Source organism: Rhodococcus huquni (assembly GCF_055231055.1).
This window is the reverse complement of sequence record NZ_JBUYWE010000006.1, coordinates 12739-28488: the sequence shown is the minus strand read 5'-3', so window position 1 is coordinate 28488 and position 15750 is coordinate 12739. Positions and strand designations below refer to the sequence as shown.

Annotated in this window: 18 protein-coding genes, 1 tRNA gene and 1 pseudogene; 16 read left to right on the top strand and 4 right to left on the bottom strand. The window is 64.5% G+C overall.

Going from position 1 to position 15750, the window contains the following annotated elements; translation table 11 throughout:
• Positions 1 to 51 precede the first annotated feature (51 nt).
• From ACZI8R_RS12785 to ACZI8R_RS12765, 5 genes are all read left to right on the top strand, one after another.
• Positions 52 to 972, top strand: a complete 921-nt coding sequence (locus ACZI8R_RS12785; protein WP_463380004.1) for a UTP--glucose-1-phosphate uridylyltransferase — start codon at positions 52 to 54, stop codon at positions 970 to 972.
• A gap of 23 nt (positions 973 to 995) precedes the next feature.
• The gene (gene glp, locus ACZI8R_RS12780; RefSeq protein WP_463380003.1) at positions 996 to 2255 is read left to right on the top strand and encodes a molybdotransferase-like divisome protein Glp; all 1260 of its coding nucleotides are present in this window, start codon (positions 996 to 998) and stop codon (positions 2253 to 2255) included.
• Positions 2256 to 2258: 3 nt separating this feature from the next.
• A complete protein-coding gene (locus tag ACZI8R_RS12775) occupies positions 2259 to 2894 on the top strand; it encodes a GNAT family N-acetyltransferase (protein ID WP_463380002.1) in 636 nt (211 codons plus the stop codon).
• Between the two features lie 244 nt (positions 2895 to 3138).
• Positions 3139 to 3882: a divisome protein SepX/GlpR gene (gene sepX / locus ACZI8R_RS12770; RefSeq protein ID WP_463380001.1), complete on the top strand. Its 744-nt coding sequence runs from the start codon at positions 3139 to 3141 to the stop codon at positions 3880 to 3882.
• Between the two features lie 104 nt (positions 3883 to 3986).
• Positions 3987 to 4059, top strand: a tRNA-Ala gene (locus tag ACZI8R_RS12765).
• 218 nt (positions 4060 to 4277) lie between these two features.
• On the opposite strand, the pseudogene ACZI8R_RS12760 reads toward ACZI8R_RS12765, so the two are convergent.
• Positions 4278 to 4748: pseudogene (locus ACZI8R_RS12760) on the bottom strand (imine reductase family protein); the annotation flags it as partial.
• A 13-nt stretch (positions 4749 to 4761) separates the two neighbouring features.
• On the opposite strand from ACZI8R_RS12760, the gene ACZI8R_RS12755 reads away from it, so the two are divergent.
• The 4 genes from ACZI8R_RS12755 (at position 4762) to ACZI8R_RS12740 (ending at position 8219) form a co-directional block, all read left to right on the top strand.
• Positions 4762 to 4896 (top strand): winged helix-turn-helix transcriptional regulator, encoded by a 135-nt coding sequence (locus ACZI8R_RS12755; RefSeq protein ID WP_463380000.1) that lies wholly within the window; start codon positions 4762 to 4764, stop codon positions 4894 to 4896.
• A gap of 432 nt (positions 4897 to 5328) precedes the next feature.
• Positions 5329 to 6729 carry a hypothetical protein gene (locus ACZI8R_RS12750; RefSeq protein ID WP_463379999.1) on the top strand — a complete coding sequence of 467 codons (1401 nt, stop codon included), beginning with the start codon at positions 5329 to 5331 and terminating at the stop codon, positions 6727 to 6729.
• 3 nt (positions 6730 to 6732) lie between these two features.
• Entirely contained in the window at positions 6733 to 7233 is a 501-nt protein-coding gene (locus ACZI8R_RS12745; RefSeq protein ID WP_463379998.1) for an ImmA/IrrE family metallo-endopeptidase, read from the top strand.
• Entirely contained in the window at positions 7230 to 8219 is a 990-nt protein-coding gene (locus ACZI8R_RS12740) for a hypothetical protein (protein WP_463379997.1), read from the top strand. Before ACZI8R_RS12745 ends, ACZI8R_RS12740 begins: the two co-directional genes overlap by 4 nt.
• A gap of 14 nt (positions 8220 to 8233) precedes the next feature.
• Here ACZI8R_RS12740 and ACZI8R_RS12735 read toward each other — a convergent pair whose 3' ends face one another.
• Entirely contained in the window at positions 8234 to 8650 is a 417-nt protein-coding gene (locus ACZI8R_RS12735; protein WP_463379996.1) for a helix-turn-helix domain-containing protein, read from the bottom strand.
• A gap of 614 nt (positions 8651 to 9264) precedes the next feature.
• Here ACZI8R_RS12735 and ACZI8R_RS12730 point away from each other — a divergent pair.
• The 3 genes from ACZI8R_RS12730 to ACZI8R_RS12720 all read left to right on the top strand — a co-directional run bounded on the left by ACZI8R_RS12730 (position 9265) and on the right by ACZI8R_RS12720 (position 10884).
• Positions 9265 to 9408 (top strand): hypothetical protein, encoded by a 144-nt coding sequence (locus tag ACZI8R_RS12730; protein ID WP_463379995.1) that lies wholly within the window; start codon positions 9265 to 9267, stop codon positions 9406 to 9408.
• Between the two features lie 120 nt (positions 9409 to 9528).
• Positions 9529 to 10368 (top strand): SDR family oxidoreductase, encoded by an 840-nt coding sequence (locus ACZI8R_RS12725; protein ID WP_463379994.1) that lies wholly within the window; start codon positions 9529 to 9531, stop codon positions 10366 to 10368.
• A 24-nt stretch (positions 10369 to 10392) separates the two neighbouring features.
• Positions 10393 to 10884: a DUF2505 domain-containing protein gene (locus tag ACZI8R_RS12720; protein WP_463379993.1), complete on the top strand. Its 492-nt coding sequence runs from the start codon at positions 10393 to 10395 to the stop codon at positions 10882 to 10884.
• A gap of 15 nt (positions 10885 to 10899) precedes the next feature.
• Here ACZI8R_RS12720 and soxR read toward each other — a convergent pair whose 3' ends face one another.
• Positions 10900 to 11403, bottom strand: a complete 504-nt coding sequence (gene soxR, locus ACZI8R_RS12715; RefSeq protein ID WP_463379992.1) for a redox-sensitive transcriptional activator SoxR — start codon at positions 11401 to 11403, stop codon at positions 10900 to 10902.
• Positions 11404 to 11504: 101 nt separating this feature from the next.
• Here soxR and arcA point away from each other — a divergent pair, with 101 nt between their 5' ends.
• A complete protein-coding gene (gene arcA / locus ACZI8R_RS12710) occupies positions 11505 to 12722 on the top strand; it encodes an arginine deiminase (protein WP_463379991.1) in 1218 nt (405 codons plus the stop codon).
• Between the two features lie 13 nt (positions 12723 to 12735).
• On the opposite strand, the gene arsC is transcribed toward arcA, so the two are convergent.
• Positions 12736 to 13092: an arsenate reductase (glutaredoxin) gene (gene arsC / locus ACZI8R_RS12705; protein ID WP_463379990.1), complete on the bottom strand. Its 357-nt coding sequence runs from the start codon at positions 13090 to 13092 to the stop codon at positions 12736 to 12738.
• Positions 13093 to 13157: 65 nt separating this feature from the next.
• Between arsC and ACZI8R_RS12700 the strand changes: the two genes are divergently transcribed.
• The 3 genes from ACZI8R_RS12700 to ACZI8R_RS12690 all read left to right on the top strand — a co-directional run bounded on the left by ACZI8R_RS12700 (position 13158) and on the right by ACZI8R_RS12690 (position 15731).
• Entirely contained in the window at positions 13158 to 13520 is a 363-nt protein-coding gene (locus tag ACZI8R_RS12700) for a GntR family transcriptional regulator (protein WP_463379989.1), read from the top strand.
• A gap of 40 nt (positions 13521 to 13560) precedes the next feature.
• Entirely contained in the window at positions 13561 to 13992 is a 432-nt protein-coding gene (locus ACZI8R_RS12695; protein WP_463379988.1) for a DoxX family protein, read from the top strand.
• An 83-nt stretch (positions 13993 to 14075) separates the two neighbouring features.
• The gene (locus ACZI8R_RS12690) at positions 14076 to 15731 is read left to right on the top strand and encodes a BCCT family transporter (RefSeq protein WP_463379987.1); all 1656 of its coding nucleotides are present in this window, start codon (positions 14076 to 14078) and stop codon (positions 15729 to 15731) included.
• Positions 15732 to 15750 lie beyond the last annotated feature (19 nt).

The following is a 15750-nucleotide window of genomic DNA, read 5'->3' as shown; positions in this document are numbered from 1 at the left end:
ACCATAAGGTCTAAATGACTCCTCAGTAGCTTCCACAGTTATGGTGTGGGAATGACAGAAGCCGCTCAGGACATCGACAAGGCCTTCCGCACGGCAATCGTGCCGGCAGCGGGATTGGGCACGCGGTTTCTTCCCGCGACCAAGACGGTGCCCAAAGAGCTGCTCCCGGTGGTCGACACCCCCGGTATCGAGCTGGTCGCCGGTGAGGCCGCGGACTCCGGTGCCAACCGGCTCGTCATCGTCACCTCGCCGGGTAAAGACGGCGTCGTCGCACACTTCGTCGAGGACCTCGTTCTCGAGAGCAAGCTCGAGGCCAGCGGCAAGTACCACCTGCTCGAGAAGGTTCGTAAGGCTCCGGGGCTGCTGCGCGTCGAATCGGTCATCCAGGAGGAGCCCCTCGGTCTCGGTCACGCCATCGGTTGCGCCGAATCCGTCCTCGACGACGACGAGGACGCCATCGCGGTCCTTCTCCCTGACGATCTCGTGATGCCTCGCGGCGTTCTCGAAACCATGTCGCGCGTGCGTGCCAAGCGCGGTGGCACGGTGCTGTGCGCCATCGACGTTCCCAAGGATCAGGTCAGCTCGTACGGCGTCTTCGAGGTCGAGACCGTGCCGGACGCCGTCAATCCCGATGTCCTCAAGGTCACGGGCATGGTCGAGAAGCCCGCGATCGAGGACGCACCTTCCACGTTCGCCGCTGCCGGCCGCTACCTCCTCGACCGCGCGATCTTCGACGCGCTACGCCGTATCGAGCCGGGTGCCGGCGGTGAGCTTCAGGTCACCGATGCCATCGCCCTGCTGATCGCAGAAGGACATCCCGTGCACGTGGTCGTTCACCGCGGGACACGACACGATCTGGGAAATCCCGGCGGCTACCTCCGCGCTGCTGTTGACTTTGCGTTGAACAGCGACGAGTACGGCCCGTCGCTGCGCGACTGGTTGACCGACCGACTGAAGCGGGCGGGTTCCTAGAACTTTCGGGAGGACAGAACTACATGCGGTCGGTCGAGGAGCAACAGACCATCGTGACTGCGGCCGCGGTGGCCCCGCGACCGGTGCGGGTGGCGATCTCCGAAGCCCAGGGCCTTTTGTGCGCAGAAGAAGTCGTCACCGAACGTCCGTTGCCGGGCTTCGATCAGGCGGCCATCGACGGGTACGCGGTGCGGAGCGTCGACATCCAGGGCGCGGGCACCGATCTTCGGGACGACGACGGTGCCTCGGTCGAGTTGAGTCTGCCCGTCGTCGGTGAGGTGACGGCCGGTTCGCGTCAGCCGATTCGGCTGCAGCCACGCCAGGCAGTGCGAGTGGACACCGGCGCTCCGTTGCCCACCCTGGCGGACGCTGTCCTGCCACTCGACCGCACCGACCAAGGCCGTGTGCGGGTGAAGATCTACAAGCCCGTGCGCTCGGGCGACTACGTCCGCCGCGCCGGAGACGACGTACAGCCGGGTGACGTGGCCGTTCGCGCGGGAACCATCATCGGGGCCGCGCAGGTCGGTCTGCTCGCCGCGGTCGGGCGGGACAAGGTGTTGGTGCACCCGAGACCAAGGCTCTCCGTCATCTCGGTGGGCGGGGAACTCGTCGACATCGAACGAACTCCGGGCCCCGGTCAGGTGTACGACGTGAATTCGTATTCCCTTGCTGCGGCCGCCCGCGACGCCGGAGCCGACGTGAACAGGGTGGGGATTGCCAGCACGGAGCCGCGCAGGTTGCGGGAAGTGGTGGAGGGGCAGCTCATTCGCTCGGAGATCGTCGTGATCGCCGGAGCGGTCGGTGGCGGCGCCTCCGAGGATGTACGTGAGGCGCTCGCCGATCTCGGTGACGTGGAGGTGGGTCGTGTTGCGATGCACCCCGGCTCCGTTCAGGGGTTCGGTCAACTCGGTCGGGACGAAGTGCCCACCTTTCTGTTGCCGTCCAATCCGGTCAGTGCACTCGTGGTCTTCGAAGTGATGGTCCGGCCGCTCATCAGGATCGCGCTCGGACGAAGGCAGCCGATGCGGCGAGTGGTGAAGGCTCGCACCGTCGCACCCATCACCTCGATCGAGAACCGCAAGGGCTTCCTGCGTGGACAGCTCATGAGAGACGAGGGGACCGGGGAGTACCTGGTGCAGGCGCTCGGCGGGGCCCCCGGTGCGTCCTCGCACCTGCTCGCCACCCTCGCCGAAGCGAACTGTCTCGTGATCATCGACCCCGAGGTGACCGACATCCGTACCGGCGACGAAGTGGATGTCGCCTTCCTCGCCCAGCGCGGGTAGCGGGTGTCCACGCATCCGGGCTGGCCGGCGCACCTCGGGCCGTTGACGGTGTCCGGGGGAGTAGTCACGGTGCGGCCCATCCGCTTGCGCGATGCGTCGTCGTGGAGTCGACTTCGGATCCGGGATCGCAAACACCTCGAGCCCTGGGAACCGACTGGGGAGTCGCCGTGGGACTCGCGACATCACGTCACCAACTGGCCGGGAGTGTGTGGCAGCTTGCGCGCGGAGGCGCGGAAGGGCCGCATGTTGCCGATGGCGATCGAGTTGGACGGCAAGTACTGCGGCCAGATCACAATCGGGAACATCGTCCGCGGAGCGCTGCGGTCCGCGTGGATCGGCTACTGGGTTGCACAGGACGTGAACGGGCGCGGAGTGGCGACGGCAGCGCTCGCGTTGGGATTGGATCATGCGTTCGGTCCGGTCGGCCTGCACCGAGTGGAAGCGACCGTCAGGCCCGAGAACGAGGCGAGCCAGGCAGTTCTTCGCAACGTCGGGTTTCGTGAGGAAGGGCTGCTCAAACGCTACTTGGACGTGGATCGGCAGTGGCGGGACCACAAATTGGTCGGGATGACCGTCGAAGATGTGCCCGGAACCGTGACCGATCGGCTGGTCCGCAGCGGCAAGGCACAGTGGGCGTGACCTGTAGCTACATCGCGGCTACCGAAAGATAACTGCACGTTCGTCCAATTTTCGGCATTATGTGAGTGATGTGCGTCCCGCGGCTATATCGTCCGTGCCAAGCACCACTGTTTCGAGTTACTCGTGTGACAGCTGGGTAAGGTGGGGTCGGCGCGTCTGCAAGGATGTGCGCAGGGGAACCGTTAGCCTTGACAGGTCAACGGCGGTATAGATGCTGGTAGACGATTGGGAGGAGGGCCGCAGGATGCCGAATTCATTTCTCTGGATCGGCCTTGTTGTCGTGTGGCTGTTCGTTCTGGTCCCCATGCTCGTCAACAACCGCCCCCGGATTCGCCAGACAACGGACGCAGCGCTTGCTACGCGTGTGCTGCATCGCGGTGACGAACGTCCCGTGCAGCGTGGCCCCGCGGCGGGGCACCGCAGTGATCCGAACTGGCAACCGGAACCGGACCACGACGGATACCCCGCGGAGGACCAGGTGGATTTCGACGAAGAGTACGACGGGTTCGAAGGTGACCGTGGACCTGTTCGCGAATACGTTCCTCAGCGGCGCGGCCGCGGTGGGTTCGATCCCGAGGCGGACGCCCTTGCCAGGGAGGCGCGCTACGCCTTCCGCCAGCGGTCGATGCTGGGCCTCGTCTTCGTGGCGCTCATGTCCGGTGCGCTTGCTCTGATCCTCACGCCGATGCTGTGGTGGGTCTTCGCGGCCTCGGTGCTCGGTCTCGTCGGTTACCTCGCCTACCTTCGTCGCCAGGTTCAGATCGAGCAGCAGATCCGGCGTCGCCGGACGGCTCGACTGAGCCGGTCGCGGCTCGGTGTCGAGTCGCACAGCGACGAGGAGCTTCGCCTGGTTCCGTCCAGGCTTCGTCGACCGGGATCGGTCGTGCTCGAGATCGACGACGGTGACCCAGGATTCGACCACCTCGACCACTTCGAGCGTGAGACCGTATACGCGCGGTCGGACATGCGACGAGCGGCAGGCGCGTAGGTCCGATCGGCCTGTACTCGGCGGGTCGTGAGTTGCGGGGGCGGCATACGTTGCCGCGCCGGCGGGCTGCTAGAGTTGCTGAGCAGCCTTACGGGGCGGCATCAGGGGCTGTGGCGCAGTTGGTAGCGCGCTTCGTTCGCATCGAAGAGGTCAGGGGTTCGATTCCCCTCAGCTCCACATAAATTCAGATCCAGAGAGGGCCCCGCCAGCAGGCGGGGCCCTCTCTGGATCCGAATGGAGGTGTCCGATCGGACAGCTACGCCTCCTGTCGGAAGAGTCCGGGCGGCCGCGTAGCGAGGGCTCGTCCCATCGAACCCAGGCCCAGTACGGAAACTTCGGAAGTGCTCATGCTGCACCTTCGTCGAGTTCGAAGGCGACGATCGCCTCGTCGAGCTGTCCTTTGCGTACCCCATTCCCATTGCCCGTCGGTACAGAGTGCGGACGCTCGCGGGCAACCCGGCGTCGATTCCCGCGTCCTCGCTCGCCGTGGTGATGTGGTCGATCCCGGCTGACGTCATTGCCAGGCTCGCGCCTTCGTCCTTGTAGGTCCGAGTATCGATCTGTTCTGCGTCGTTGCCGAGGAACGACGGCAGATCTGCCAAGAGTTCGGTTGCGCGGGGAAGGAATTCGGCCGCTGTGACGCCACCCGTGCCGACAAGTGCAGTCGCATGAGTCAGGGACGCGAGGGAGACCATGAACACGTCGAGCAGTGCCTGGTACCACAGCGTCGCGACGCCGGCCTGCGCTCCGACGAACTCCGGGCGGCCGAGGAGACCGAGAATGTGGACATGCCGGTCGAGTGCGCTCCGGGGTCCGCTGTAGAAGCAGTACGCCGCCTCACTGCCGACCAGAGTCGCGGGCACCATCATCCCACCGTCGATGAACTCACCGCCGTCGGTCGAGTACTCCCTCACGCCACTCGGAATGTCTCTCGACAATGCACTCGGACCGCTCGGTGAGTGGGGAACCCAGCACATGGAAGACATCACTGCGGTACGGATCGCACGCTCCTGACGAGGGGTTAGCGGGCTCCTATGGGAAGAAAGTTCAACATTGGATTTGCTATGCGGTAACTGCTTCGTATTAGATAGTGACCGTTGCCGGATAGGTCCGACGGGCGGAGTGGAAAAATGCAGGTAGTTGACCGTATATCGGGCGCAATCGCGCCAGCCGCAGTGATCGCGACGATCACCGCGACGATGTTGCTAGTCAATACGCTGTAATTCGGCGCTGACTCGCAAGGCCGCTCGATCTTGACGACGGCCTCCGTCGAACTGCGTGACGAAGCCCAAATGTGGCTCCCCAGAACTGCCCGGGTCCCACCTGACCCGGGCGCCCGCTGGTGGTGTCGGCCCCCCGACTCCGGCACCACCAGCACCGCCCTGATAACGAATCGTTATCATTGCTGCGCCTGCATGTCCCGACCACAATTCGCGAAGGGGTGACATGAGCAACCGCAACGGCGCTCGTCGTCTTGCCGCCGGTGGCCTCGCAGTGGTCTTCCTGGCAGGAACGGGGTCGGCATCTCTGTTGATGCAGCCGGCCGTTGCCAGCGCTCGACCGAGCGACTCCGATTCGGACTCGTCGACATCCGACTCGGAGTCCACGTCGTCGGATTCGGAATCCGCGAGCGACTCCGATTCTGCGGACAGTTCGGATTCCGACTCGAGCACCGACTCGAGCACCGACTCGAGCACCGACTCGAGCACCGACTCGAGCACCGACTCGGAGAGTTCCGACACGACCGACTCGGACTCGTCTGAAACGTCGAACGAATCGTCGGAATCCGATGCTTCCGAGACGGAGACTTCACAGACGGAGACGTCCGACTCCGACACGTCGGGCCCGGGCGCTTCGACGCAAGACGGGGAGGAGTCTTCGGACGAGTCCGGATCCACACCGGCCCCCGGAGCGTCCGCAGAGGACGACGATCCGTCCGCGGATCGCCCTGACCGTCCTGATCGCCCTGACCGTCCTGATCGTCCCGACCGCCCTGACCGCCCTGACCGGCCGGATCGGCCCGACAAGCCTGATCGTCCGGATCGTCCTGACCGGCCGGATCGCCCTGACCGGCCGGATCGCCCTGACCGGCCGGATCGCCCTGACCGGCCGGATCGCCCTGACCGGCCGGACAAACCTGATCGGCCCGACAAGCCTGATCGTCCGGACAAGCCTGATCGTCCGGACAAGCCTGATCGCCCTGATCGTCCGGACAAGCCAGATGCCCCGGACAAGCCGACGCCTCAGGCCCCCGACATCCCGCATATCCCGGAACCGGACGACAAGCCGTCCGCTCCGGGAGTGCCGCTTCCGCCTGCGGACAGTGATTCGGATCCGAGCGACTTTTCCGACGAGCCGGCGGAGCTTCCGTCGGCTCCTGGTGGCGGTGGCGCGCCCCCGCCGCCTCCCGCCGGGCCGGGTGGTGGAACCGGCGCGCCTCCTCCGGGTGCTCCGGCCCCGGCAGCACCCGCATCGCCCGGCGGTCCTGCAGCGCAGGGTCCTTCGGCACCACCACCGGTAGCTGCAGCACCACCGGCGGCTCCGGCTCCGGCAGCGCCCGCTCCTGCTCCGCCCGCTCCTGCTCCGCCCGCTCCTGCTCCGCCCGCTCCTGCTCCGCCCGCGGAGAGCGCCTCCGCCGCCACGAGTCCGCCGGACAATCCCGCGGCGATGCCGGTGGTCCACACCGAGCCGTTGCCGGTTGCTGCCACACTCGGTGGAGTCGGCGTGTTGTTCGTCTGTGCGGCCGGCGCAGGTGCTGCGAGCTTCCGTGGTGCCCGCGCACAACAGGCGAGGCTCGCGGCGGCACGCGCAGAATTCCTGGCACCTACATCGATGGGAGGTGCGTGAGTCGTGTCATCGAGGAGATCTCATCGACGCGTTGCAGCTGCGGTCGACGCAGTCCTCGACGCTGCCGTGGCAGCTGAGGCCGTCACGCTCGTCGACGTGGTGGAGTCCGTGGCCCATCAACGCCAGCGCGCAATCGAGCTCGAGTACTCCGAGGATCTCGCTGTGGGCGTGTGTGGCCAGCGGCGTGCCTACCCGGATCGCGACGTCATCGTGTTGGCGCCCAACCTGCCCGACACCGACCGAACACTTGCCCACGAACTGGGCCACGTGGTCTTTCGGCACGAAGGTGCAGAAGCAGCGGAAGCAACCTTGGAGGCGAGCGACGACCTGATCGCATACATGCTGAGTCAGCGGTCGCTGCGGAAGGCCGAGGATTCGGTTCCCGACGACATCGCCGAATGGGAAGCCGAGACTTTTGCTTCGATGATGATGATGCGATTGACGACATTGAAGGGACGAGGCGCACCGGTGTCAGTTCTCCGATACGACGAGGCGATCGGGTGATTGCCTGGTTTGTGGCATTGGTGGTGTGGATCGCCGCCGGCGCACGCATCGGACGTGTGCTCGCGCGCCACCCCACTTCACTGCGCAACGCGATGGTGGTGTCGGTGGTGAGCGCAGCAGTGGCGTCGACGGTGGTGATTCCACAGGTGTCGTCTGTCGTGGCGGAGATCGCGCCCGGTTCCGATCTCCCGCGCACCGTGGCCCTGCTGTCGTGGCTCTTCTGTTCCGCCGGCGGCGCCGTGGGAGCAATTGCAGTGTGGCCGTCGGTGTCTCGGCGCTGGATGCGACCGATGGCCTTGCTGACCTACGGGACGGCGGTCGTGGTCGGCGTCGCTGCGTGCCTCGACCTGGTGATACCGGCGTTCGTATTCATGACGGTGACGCTGGCGACTGTCGTCGGCACCGGACTCATGCATGTTGCCTGGGCGCCATTGGGGCGCGGAATCGCACTCATCGTCGGGGGCGCTGCACTGCTGTGGATCTCCGTAGTGGTCGCCCTGGCGGGGGAGCTGTCGGGCAATCACGATCAGCGATTGCACTCGGCGGCCGTGTATGCGGGGGCGGCCCTGTTGATCTCGATCGGTTCCGTCTGGGTTCTGGCCGAGATGTGGGTGCGGGCCCGAATGGATCTACGCCGCCTGCGACCGATGCACGACACGCTGATCGAGCGGTTCCCCGAGGTGATCGACGGTGTCGGTGGCGCCGGAACGACGGTGCTGCGAGCATCCGATTCTGTCGCGCAGGTCATGGACGCCATGTACGTGCAGGCCGGTGCGGGTCTGTTCGCGACTCGCGAGGATCCTCCGACGTCGTCACGCGATCACGCCCGAGTGGTGGCGAAATGGGTTCGGGACCCAGAGGGTAGTGCGGTGATCGACACTCGATGGATTGCTCCGCCGGAAGGTTGTTCGCCCCGCCGCTGGGCGTTGCAGATCGCGGACGAGTACAACACGGGTGGCCGGAAGACGGTGGCCCGGACGGCCTGAACGACGCTGGAGAACTAGCGCGATGCGTCGGGCGGAACTTCGGGGAGTCCCTCGCTCGACCGCAGCTTCTCGGCCATGGTGGTCAGAAGGCTCTGGGATTCTTCCGACAGATCGAACGCGCGGCTCGACAGCTTGCGAAGCCCGTACCCCTGGAGTTGGGAGAGCAGTTCCAGATCGTGATCGATCTTGGCCGCGTAGATGTCGTTGAAGAAGTAGTCCGCCTTGACCTTGAAGAAGCGCGCAAATGCGGCGACGGTCTCGTCGGAGGGGTTGGTGCGTTGACCGGATCGAAGTTGCGATATGTACGGCTTCGAAATCTGGTGCCCATCGCCTATTAGTGCCGACGCGACCTCTGCATTGGTGTGAGGCTTGCGGCCTGGAGGATGGACCGTGTCGAAGAGCTTGTTCAACCGCTCGGCAAAATCAGCCATGTGAGCCGCCGTGGTCCTCTCTCGTTGGCGCATCTGGAATGTGTTGAAAACCCTACCATCCAAATAACCGGTCAGTAGCTCGTGAAATGTCTGAAACCGACAGTCGTCCCGGTTGTCGACGAGTGGTGCACGGGGTCTGTTCAGCGATTGATACTTCGGCGCAATTGCTCCCCATTGAACTCGGTGGCGCACACGTGGACCGAGCGAGAATTTCATGTTCCGACAGCCGGGATTCGTCGCGCTCCAGTGGGGTGTGCGACCAATCTCACTCGGGATTGCCAAAAGTTAACTACGTCACTTCAACTCTGGAGTCCGTATACCAAAAGTTGGACATCTGTCCTGATCAGGCCCGCGCGTTGCGTTGCGTAATGCAACTTACAAAACGTCGCTCGATGCCCCCTCGGTCCTGTGCAGCTTACTCGTTGGTAAGGATGAAGGGGTAACGGGTCGCTCGATTCCGACGATGTGTATCGATCGGCCGGCGGTCGGTGCGAGGTTGTGGAATTCCGTATGGCGTCGGGCCTCCTGTCGTGGGGGACGGAGGTCTCGATGGGTGAGCCGAAGGGGTGGCTTGATGCGTCACTCTCGGCCATCATTGTGATATGGAACACAGAATGAGTGACGCCGAGTTGCGCAGGGCGATCAGGACCCTGCGGGACCGAGCCGACTATGCGAAGAAGCACGACGACCAAGGGGCCGTCACGACGATCGAGGAATCGATTCGGAAGTATCAGGAGGAGATGGGGCAGCGGTTGTGACCGTGAATCGGGCCGACTGCTCGAGGCTCTGACGAAGTCTCTGTTCCGTCCCGTCGCGACCGAGCGTGCGTAGACTGCCGGGCGCAAGGGCGATCTGCGGCGACGGGGTTCGGAGAGACGATGGCGATCAAGACGTTGGACGGTAAGAAGGCTCTGATCACTGGCGCCGGCAGCGGAATCGGGCATGCCACTGCCCTCGCTGCGGCGGCCGCAGGCGCAGAACTGTTCCTTACGGATGTGAACGAGGTCGGGCTCGCGGAGACGGTCGCAGAGGTCGGTGCGAACGGCGGGACGGTGAGCTTCTCGCGAGCGTTCGATGTGTCGGACTTCGACGAGGTCACTCGGTTCGCGACCGACGTGCACGGCCAGTTCGGCAGCATGGACGTGGTGATGAATGTCGCAGGCATCTCGGCGTGGGGGACGGTGGAGAACCTCGAGCATCGCCACTGGAAATCGATGGTCGACGTCAATCTCATGGGTCCGATTCACATCATCGAGAACTTCGTCCCGCCGATGGTTCGTGCCGGCCGCGGTGGACACCTGGTCAACGTGTCCTCTGCCGCGGGAATCCTCGCTCTTCCGTGGCATGCTGCGTACAGCGCCAGCAAGTTCGGCCTGCGCGGCGTTTCCGAGGTGCTCCGGTTCGACCTGAAGCGGCACGGGATCGGGGTCAGCCTCGTCGTTCCCGGCGCGGTCAAGACACCGTTGGTGGGAACCGTCGAGATCGCGGGCATCGACCGCGAGGATCCTCGCGTGAACAAGTTCGTGCACCGCTTCGAGAAGCGCGCCGTGTCACCCACCAAGGTCGCGAACAGCATTCTCGCCGGAATCTCGAAGAACCGCTACATGGTCTACACGTCCAACGACATTCGCTTCGGTTACTGGTGGGCACGTAAATTCGCGCCACCGTACGAGTTCGTCATGCAGAAGGCGAACGACCAGTTCAGCAAGTTCCTCTAGGCCGACTTCCGGTAGCGTCGCCGTATGCCGAAGCGTTTCACCACCACCATCGAACTGGATCACGACGTCGAGGCTGTGCACGCGGCACTCACGGACGAGGCCTACTGGCAGTACCGGTTGCGTGAGAGCGAGACCGCGCAGACTCGGATCGAGTCCTCGGGCCCGGGCGCGTTGTCCGTCTCGGTGACCGAAACGACGGACCCCGAGAAGTTTCCTGCCGTGGTGCGGGCCGTCGTGCGCGGTCCGATGAAGATCGAACGCAACGATTCCTGGGGTCCACTCGCGGCCGGCCGGGCCGCGGGGCGCTTCGGTGGGAGCACTACGGCGCTTCCCTTGACCATCGAGGGAACGTTCGTACTCCGCGGCGCCGATGCCGGCTCGGTGATCGACGTCGAGGGGGCCGTCACCGTCAAGATCCGCCTCGTCGGCGGGCAGATCGAGTCACTGGCGAAACAGATGGTGATGCAGATGGTCGAACGCGACGGCGGCGAGATTCACGCCTGGCTCACTCAGTGAGCTCCTGTGACAGCCTCACTCGGTGAGCTCCTGTGACAGCCTCACTCGGTGAGGTTCGTCCCGTAGCTCTACGTCCAGATTGCGGGCGCCCGGTCCGGCGGCTCCGAGTTTGTCGTGACTGTTCACGATCGTGCAGCTGCTCAGTGACAGACATCCGCAACCGATGCAGCCCGTGAGGTTGTCGCGCAGACGTACCAACTGCTCGATCCGGTCGTCGAGCTCCGAGTGCCACTCGGCGGACAATCGTGCCCAGTCCTTCCGGTTGGGTGTGCGTCCCTCCGGCAGCGTCGACAATGCGTGCCTGATCTCGGCGAGGGGGATCCCGACCCGTTGAGAAATGCGAACGAACGCGACGCGTCGCAGTGTGTCCCGTCGGTATCGGCGCTGATTGCCGCTCGTTCGTCGGCTCGAGATCAAACCTTCGCGCTCGTAGAAGTGCAGTGCGGACACCGCGACTCCGCTGCGTTCCGACAACTGGCCGGGCGTGAGTTCTTTCGCCGACCACTCGGGCATCTCCATGTACGCACCTCCCACTCGGATACCCGAACCATACTCGAGGTCCTGTCGTGTCGAACCGCGTACGTGGTGACCGAACGCCCTCCGCGCATTACCGTCGAGACATGAACGCAACGGGATCGGCCGCGATGGGGGCGAATTCCGAGGTGGGCACGCTCCGGGGCGTGTTGCTGCACAGGCCGGGGGACGAGCTCAAGCGACTCACTCCACGCAACAACGATCAGTTGCTGTTCGACGGGCTTCCGTGGGTCGATCGCGCGCAGGAGGAACACGATGCGTTCGCGGATCTCCTACGTGGCCGCGGGGTGGAGGTGATGTTGCTGTCCGATCTGCTCACCGAGGCGTTGACCGCGAGCGGGGCGGCACGCATGCAGGGGATCGGCGCTGCGGTCGACCCGCGAAAGCTCGGACACACCTTGGCGCACGAACTCACCTCGCACCTGCGCGCCGTCCCCGCCGCAGAGCTGTCCACGATCCTCACCGCCGGAATGACTTTCGACGAACTGCCCGTGGACGCCAGCTCCTCGTCGCTGGTCAGGCGCATGCACCACGGCGGCGACTTCGTCATCGATCCACTGCCCAATCTGCTCTTCACACGAGACTCGTCGTTCTGGATCGGACCGAGGGTGGCGATCACGTCGTTGGCGCTGCCCGCACGCGCTCGCGAGACGTCGCTGACCGACCTGATCTACGCCCATCACCCCACCTTTCGCGGTGTTCGACGTGCCTACGAATCGCACACCGCGCCGGTCGAGGGCGGCGATGTGGTGCTGCTCGCGCCCGGTGTGGTCGCGGTCGGTGTCGGCGAACGGACCACACCCGCAGGAGCGGAGGCGCTGGCTCGGAGCGTGTTCGAGGACGAGTTGGCGCACACCGTGCTCGTCGTTCCCATCGAGCAAGAGCGTGCATCGATGCACCTGGACACCGTGTGCACGATGGTCGATGTCGATGCGGTGGTGATGTATCCGGCGATCCAGGACACACTGTCCGCATTCACGATCCGCCGTGAGGACACGGGCGTGAGCATCAGCGGGGCGGATCCGTTTCTCGAGGCCGCAGCCGACGCGATGGGTATCGGAAAGCTCCGGGTCATCGACACGGGCCTCGACAACGTGACTGCCGAGCGTGAGCAGTGGGATGACGGCAACAACACGCTGGCATTGGCGCCCGGCGTGGTCGTTGCGTACGAGAGGAACGTGGAAACCAATGCCCGGCTGGAGGCGTCGGGCATCGAGGTGTTGCGGATCGCGGGCTCCGAACTGGGGTCGGGCCGCGGCGGGCCGCGTTGCATGTCGTGCCCGGTCGCCCGCGATCCGGTCTGACCGGCCTACGTGGTCAGAGGATTTCTTCGACCTTCTCCGCCGGGCGCGCCAGCACGGTGCCCTTGTCGGTCACCACGATCGGCCGTTCGATGAGGATCGGGTTGTCGACCATGGCCTCCAACAACTGATCCTCGGTGGCGTCGGCGAGGCCGAGGTCCTTGTACACGGATTCACGTGTGCGAATCGCCTGGCTCGGTTGAAGACCGGCGTCGTCCAGAAGCTTGCGCAAGCCGTCACGTGACGGTGGCGTCTCGAGGTATTTCACCACGGTCGGTTCGATGCCCGCCTCTTCGATCAGTCGAAGAACGGTGCGGGAAGTGTTGCAGCGCTGGTTGTGGTAGATCGTCGCGTTCTTGGCCATGCCCGTCATTGTGCACGTCCCGACCCCCCTCTTCGCTTAGCGTTGACGCAGAAGCGTGACGGAAGGGAGGGACCGTGCACCTGACGATCGATCAGAATTCGAGCGTTGCCCCGTTCGATCAGGTCCGATTGCAGATCATCGAGCAGGTTCGGTCCGGTGAGTTGATTGCCGGAACGAAGATCCCGACGGTGCGAGCGTTGGCGTCCACATTGAGCCTCGCTCCGAACACGGTCGCGAAGGCCTACCGAGAATTGGGCCGCGAGGGCGTCATCGAGACGCACGGCAAACAGGGGACGTTCATCGCGGCGGGTGGGGACCCCACGAGAACACATGCGGAACGCGCCGCGACTCAATATGTCCAAGAACTGCGAAATCTGGGAATCTCGGACGAAGATGTACTTGGGTTCGTTCGCTCCGCCCTCAGGGGAGCGGACTGACGGCAGGGAGCGGACTGACGATTCGACAGAAAGGACTCCGGTGGCATCCACACTGTTTCGCGATATTGCGATTCTCATCGCCAGAATCGGAATCGGAGTCGTTTTCGTGGCTCACGGGTGGCAGAAGTTCTTCGACTACGGGGTGAGCGCCACCCAGGCCTCGTTTCGTGACATGAACGTGCCGATGCCGAACGTGAGCGCCATCGCCGCGGCCGCGATCGAACTGGGCGGAGGTGTGGCGTTGATCGCCGGCCTGCTGACATCGATCGCCGGCTTCCTCCTGTTCCTCGACATGCTGGGTGCGTTCCTGATCGTTCACGTCGACAAGGGCGTCTTCGTCACCGAAGGAGGCTACGAACTGGTGGTGGCACTGGGTGCGGGTGCGTTGTTGCTCGCGGTATCGGGTGCCGGTCGTCTGGGAATCGACGGATTGATCGGGAGGGGCTCGGGATGGGGCAGAACTGCAGAGTAGAGGGGTGTGTGATGGGTCGCGATCCGGTGACGAGTCACGTCCTAGCTTGCTTTTGCGAACGAACTCGAGGAATGTGAAACACCATGGCGATGAACACTGACACTTCGGACCGCGATACCGCGGACGACGGATCGGGGTCTGCGCGCAGCAGTTTCACCCCGGTCGGTATCCGTACCGACTACGTGGTCTTCTCTGTAGCGGCGGTCGCCGTACTCGCAATCGTGGTCTGGGGCCTCGTCGCTCCCGATAATCTGAACTCGACGACCGGGTCGATGCTGGACTGGATCGTCACCGACCTCGGTTGGTTGTTCGTACTTTCGGCGACCGGATTCGTTCTCTTCTCCATCTGGCTCGCGCTCAGCCGGTTCGGCACGATCCCACTGGGCAAAGATGGCGAGAAGCCCGAGTTCCGGACCGTGAGCTGGATCGCGATGATGTTCAGCGCCGGCATGGGCATCGGACTGATGTTCTTCGGACTGTCCGAGCCGCTTGCGCACTTCGTCAACCCGCCTCCCGGGTCCGAAGGGGGCGTCAGCGCCGCAATGGCCACGACGATGTTCCACTGGAGCCTGCATCCGTGGGCCATGTACGCGGTGGTGGGCCTGTCGATCGCATACGGCTCGTACCGCAAGGGCCGCAAGCAGCTCTTCAGCTCGGCGTTCATTCCTCTGCTCGGCCGCCGTGCAGAAGGCCCGATCGGCAAGATCATCGACATTCTCGCGATCTTCGCGACCCTCTTCGGTACCGCGGCCTCGCTGGGGCTCGGTGCGCTGCAGATCGGTTCGGGTGTCGAGGTCGTCGGCTGGATGGGCGAGGTCAGCACCTTTCTCCTGGTCGCCGTCGTTGCGGTCCTGACGCTCGCGTTCGTGGCGTCCGCCGTGTCGGGTGTCGCGAAGGGCATCCAGTGGCTCTCGAACATCAACATGGTGTTGGCCCTGGTTCTCGCCGTCTTCGTGTTCGTCCTCGGGCCCACGGTGCTGATACTGAACCTGATCCCCACGACCATCGGCGCTTATGTCGCCGACCTCGCGCAGATGTCGGCGCGCACCGGCGCCTCCTCGAATCCGGAGACGAGCACCTGGCTCTCCTCGTGGACGATCTTCTACTGGGCTTGGTGGGTGTCGTGGACCCCGTTCGTCGGCATGTTCCTGGCACGTATCAGCAAGGGACGCACCATTCGCCAGTTCATCATCGGCGTGATCGCTGTTCCCAGCACGGTGAGCCTCGTGTGGTTCGCCATCTTCGGTGGCGCCGGAATCGGTGACCAGCGAGACGGCATCGACCTTGCATCGCGTGGCACCGAGGAAGCGCAGCTGTTCGGGATGCTCGACAACCTGCCGCTCGCCGGAATCACCACTGTTCTCGTGATGGCCCTGGTCGCGATCTTCTTCGTGTCCGGTGCGGATGCCGCATCGATGGTGATGGGTTCGCTGTCCCAGCGCGGAACGCTGGAGCCGCGACGTTGGGTGGTCGTGTTCTGGGGTGCCCTCACCGGTGGGGTCGCCGCGCTCATCCTCTGGACCGGTGGTTCGGACGCCCTGGACGGGCTGCAAACCATGACGATCATTGCGGCGGCGCCGTTCGTGTTCGTGATGATCGGGTTGTGTGTGGCGCTGTACAAGGACCTCTCACGTGACCCGCTCATGCTCGATGCCCGCGCGATGCGCCGCGAACTCAGGCGGATGGCCGCAAAACAGCGTCGGGAGAAGAGCCGAGAGAAGGCACCCACTCGCCGGTAGGTCCGGTCGAGCCGTCGTA

Coding starts and splice junctions, on each gene's coding strand:
- ACZI8R_RS12725 (WP_463379994.1), top strand. CDS start 9,529: ATGGCGATCAAGACGTTGGACGGTAAGAAGGCTCTGATCACTGGCGCC.
- ACZI8R_RS12690 (WP_463379987.1), top strand. CDS start 14,076: ATGGCGATGAACACTGACACTTCGGACCGCGATACCGCGGACGACGGA.
- arsC (WP_463379990.1), bottom strand. CDS start 13,092: ATGACGGGCATGGCCAAGAACGCGACGATCTACCACAACCAGCGCTGC.
- ACZI8R_RS12720 (WP_463379993.1), top strand. CDS start 10,393: ATGCCGAAGCGTTTCACCACCACCATCGAACTGGATCACGACGTCGAG.
- ACZI8R_RS12735 (WP_463379996.1), bottom strand. CDS start 8,650: ATGGCTGATTTTGCCGAGCGGTTGAACAAGCTCTTCGACACGGTCCAT.
- ACZI8R_RS12785 (WP_463380004.1), top strand. CDS start 52: ATGACAGAAGCCGCTCAGGACATCGACAAGGCCTTCCGCACGGCAATC.
- ACZI8R_RS12730 (WP_463379995.1), top strand. CDS start 9,265: ATGAGTGACGCCGAGTTGCGCAGGGCGATCAGGACCCTGCGGGACCGA.
- arcA (WP_463379991.1), top strand. CDS start 11,505: ATGAACGCAACGGGATCGGCCGCGATGGGGGCGAATTCCGAGGTGGGC.
- ACZI8R_RS12755 (WP_463380000.1), top strand. CDS start 4,762: ATGAACTCACCGCCGTCGGTCGAGTACTCCCTCACGCCACTCGGAATG.
- glp (WP_463380003.1), top strand. CDS start 996: ATGCGGTCGGTCGAGGAGCAACAGACCATCGTGACTGCGGCCGCGGTG.
- ACZI8R_RS12750 (WP_463379999.1), top strand. CDS start 5,329: ATGAGCAACCGCAACGGCGCTCGTCGTCTTGCCGCCGGTGGCCTCGCA.
- soxR (WP_463379992.1), bottom strand. CDS start 11,403: ATGGAGATGCCCGAGTGGTCGGCGAAAGAACTCACGCCCGGCCAGTTG.
- sepX (WP_463380001.1), top strand. CDS start 3,139: ATGCCGAATTCATTTCTCTGGATCGGCCTTGTTGTCGTGTGGCTGTTC.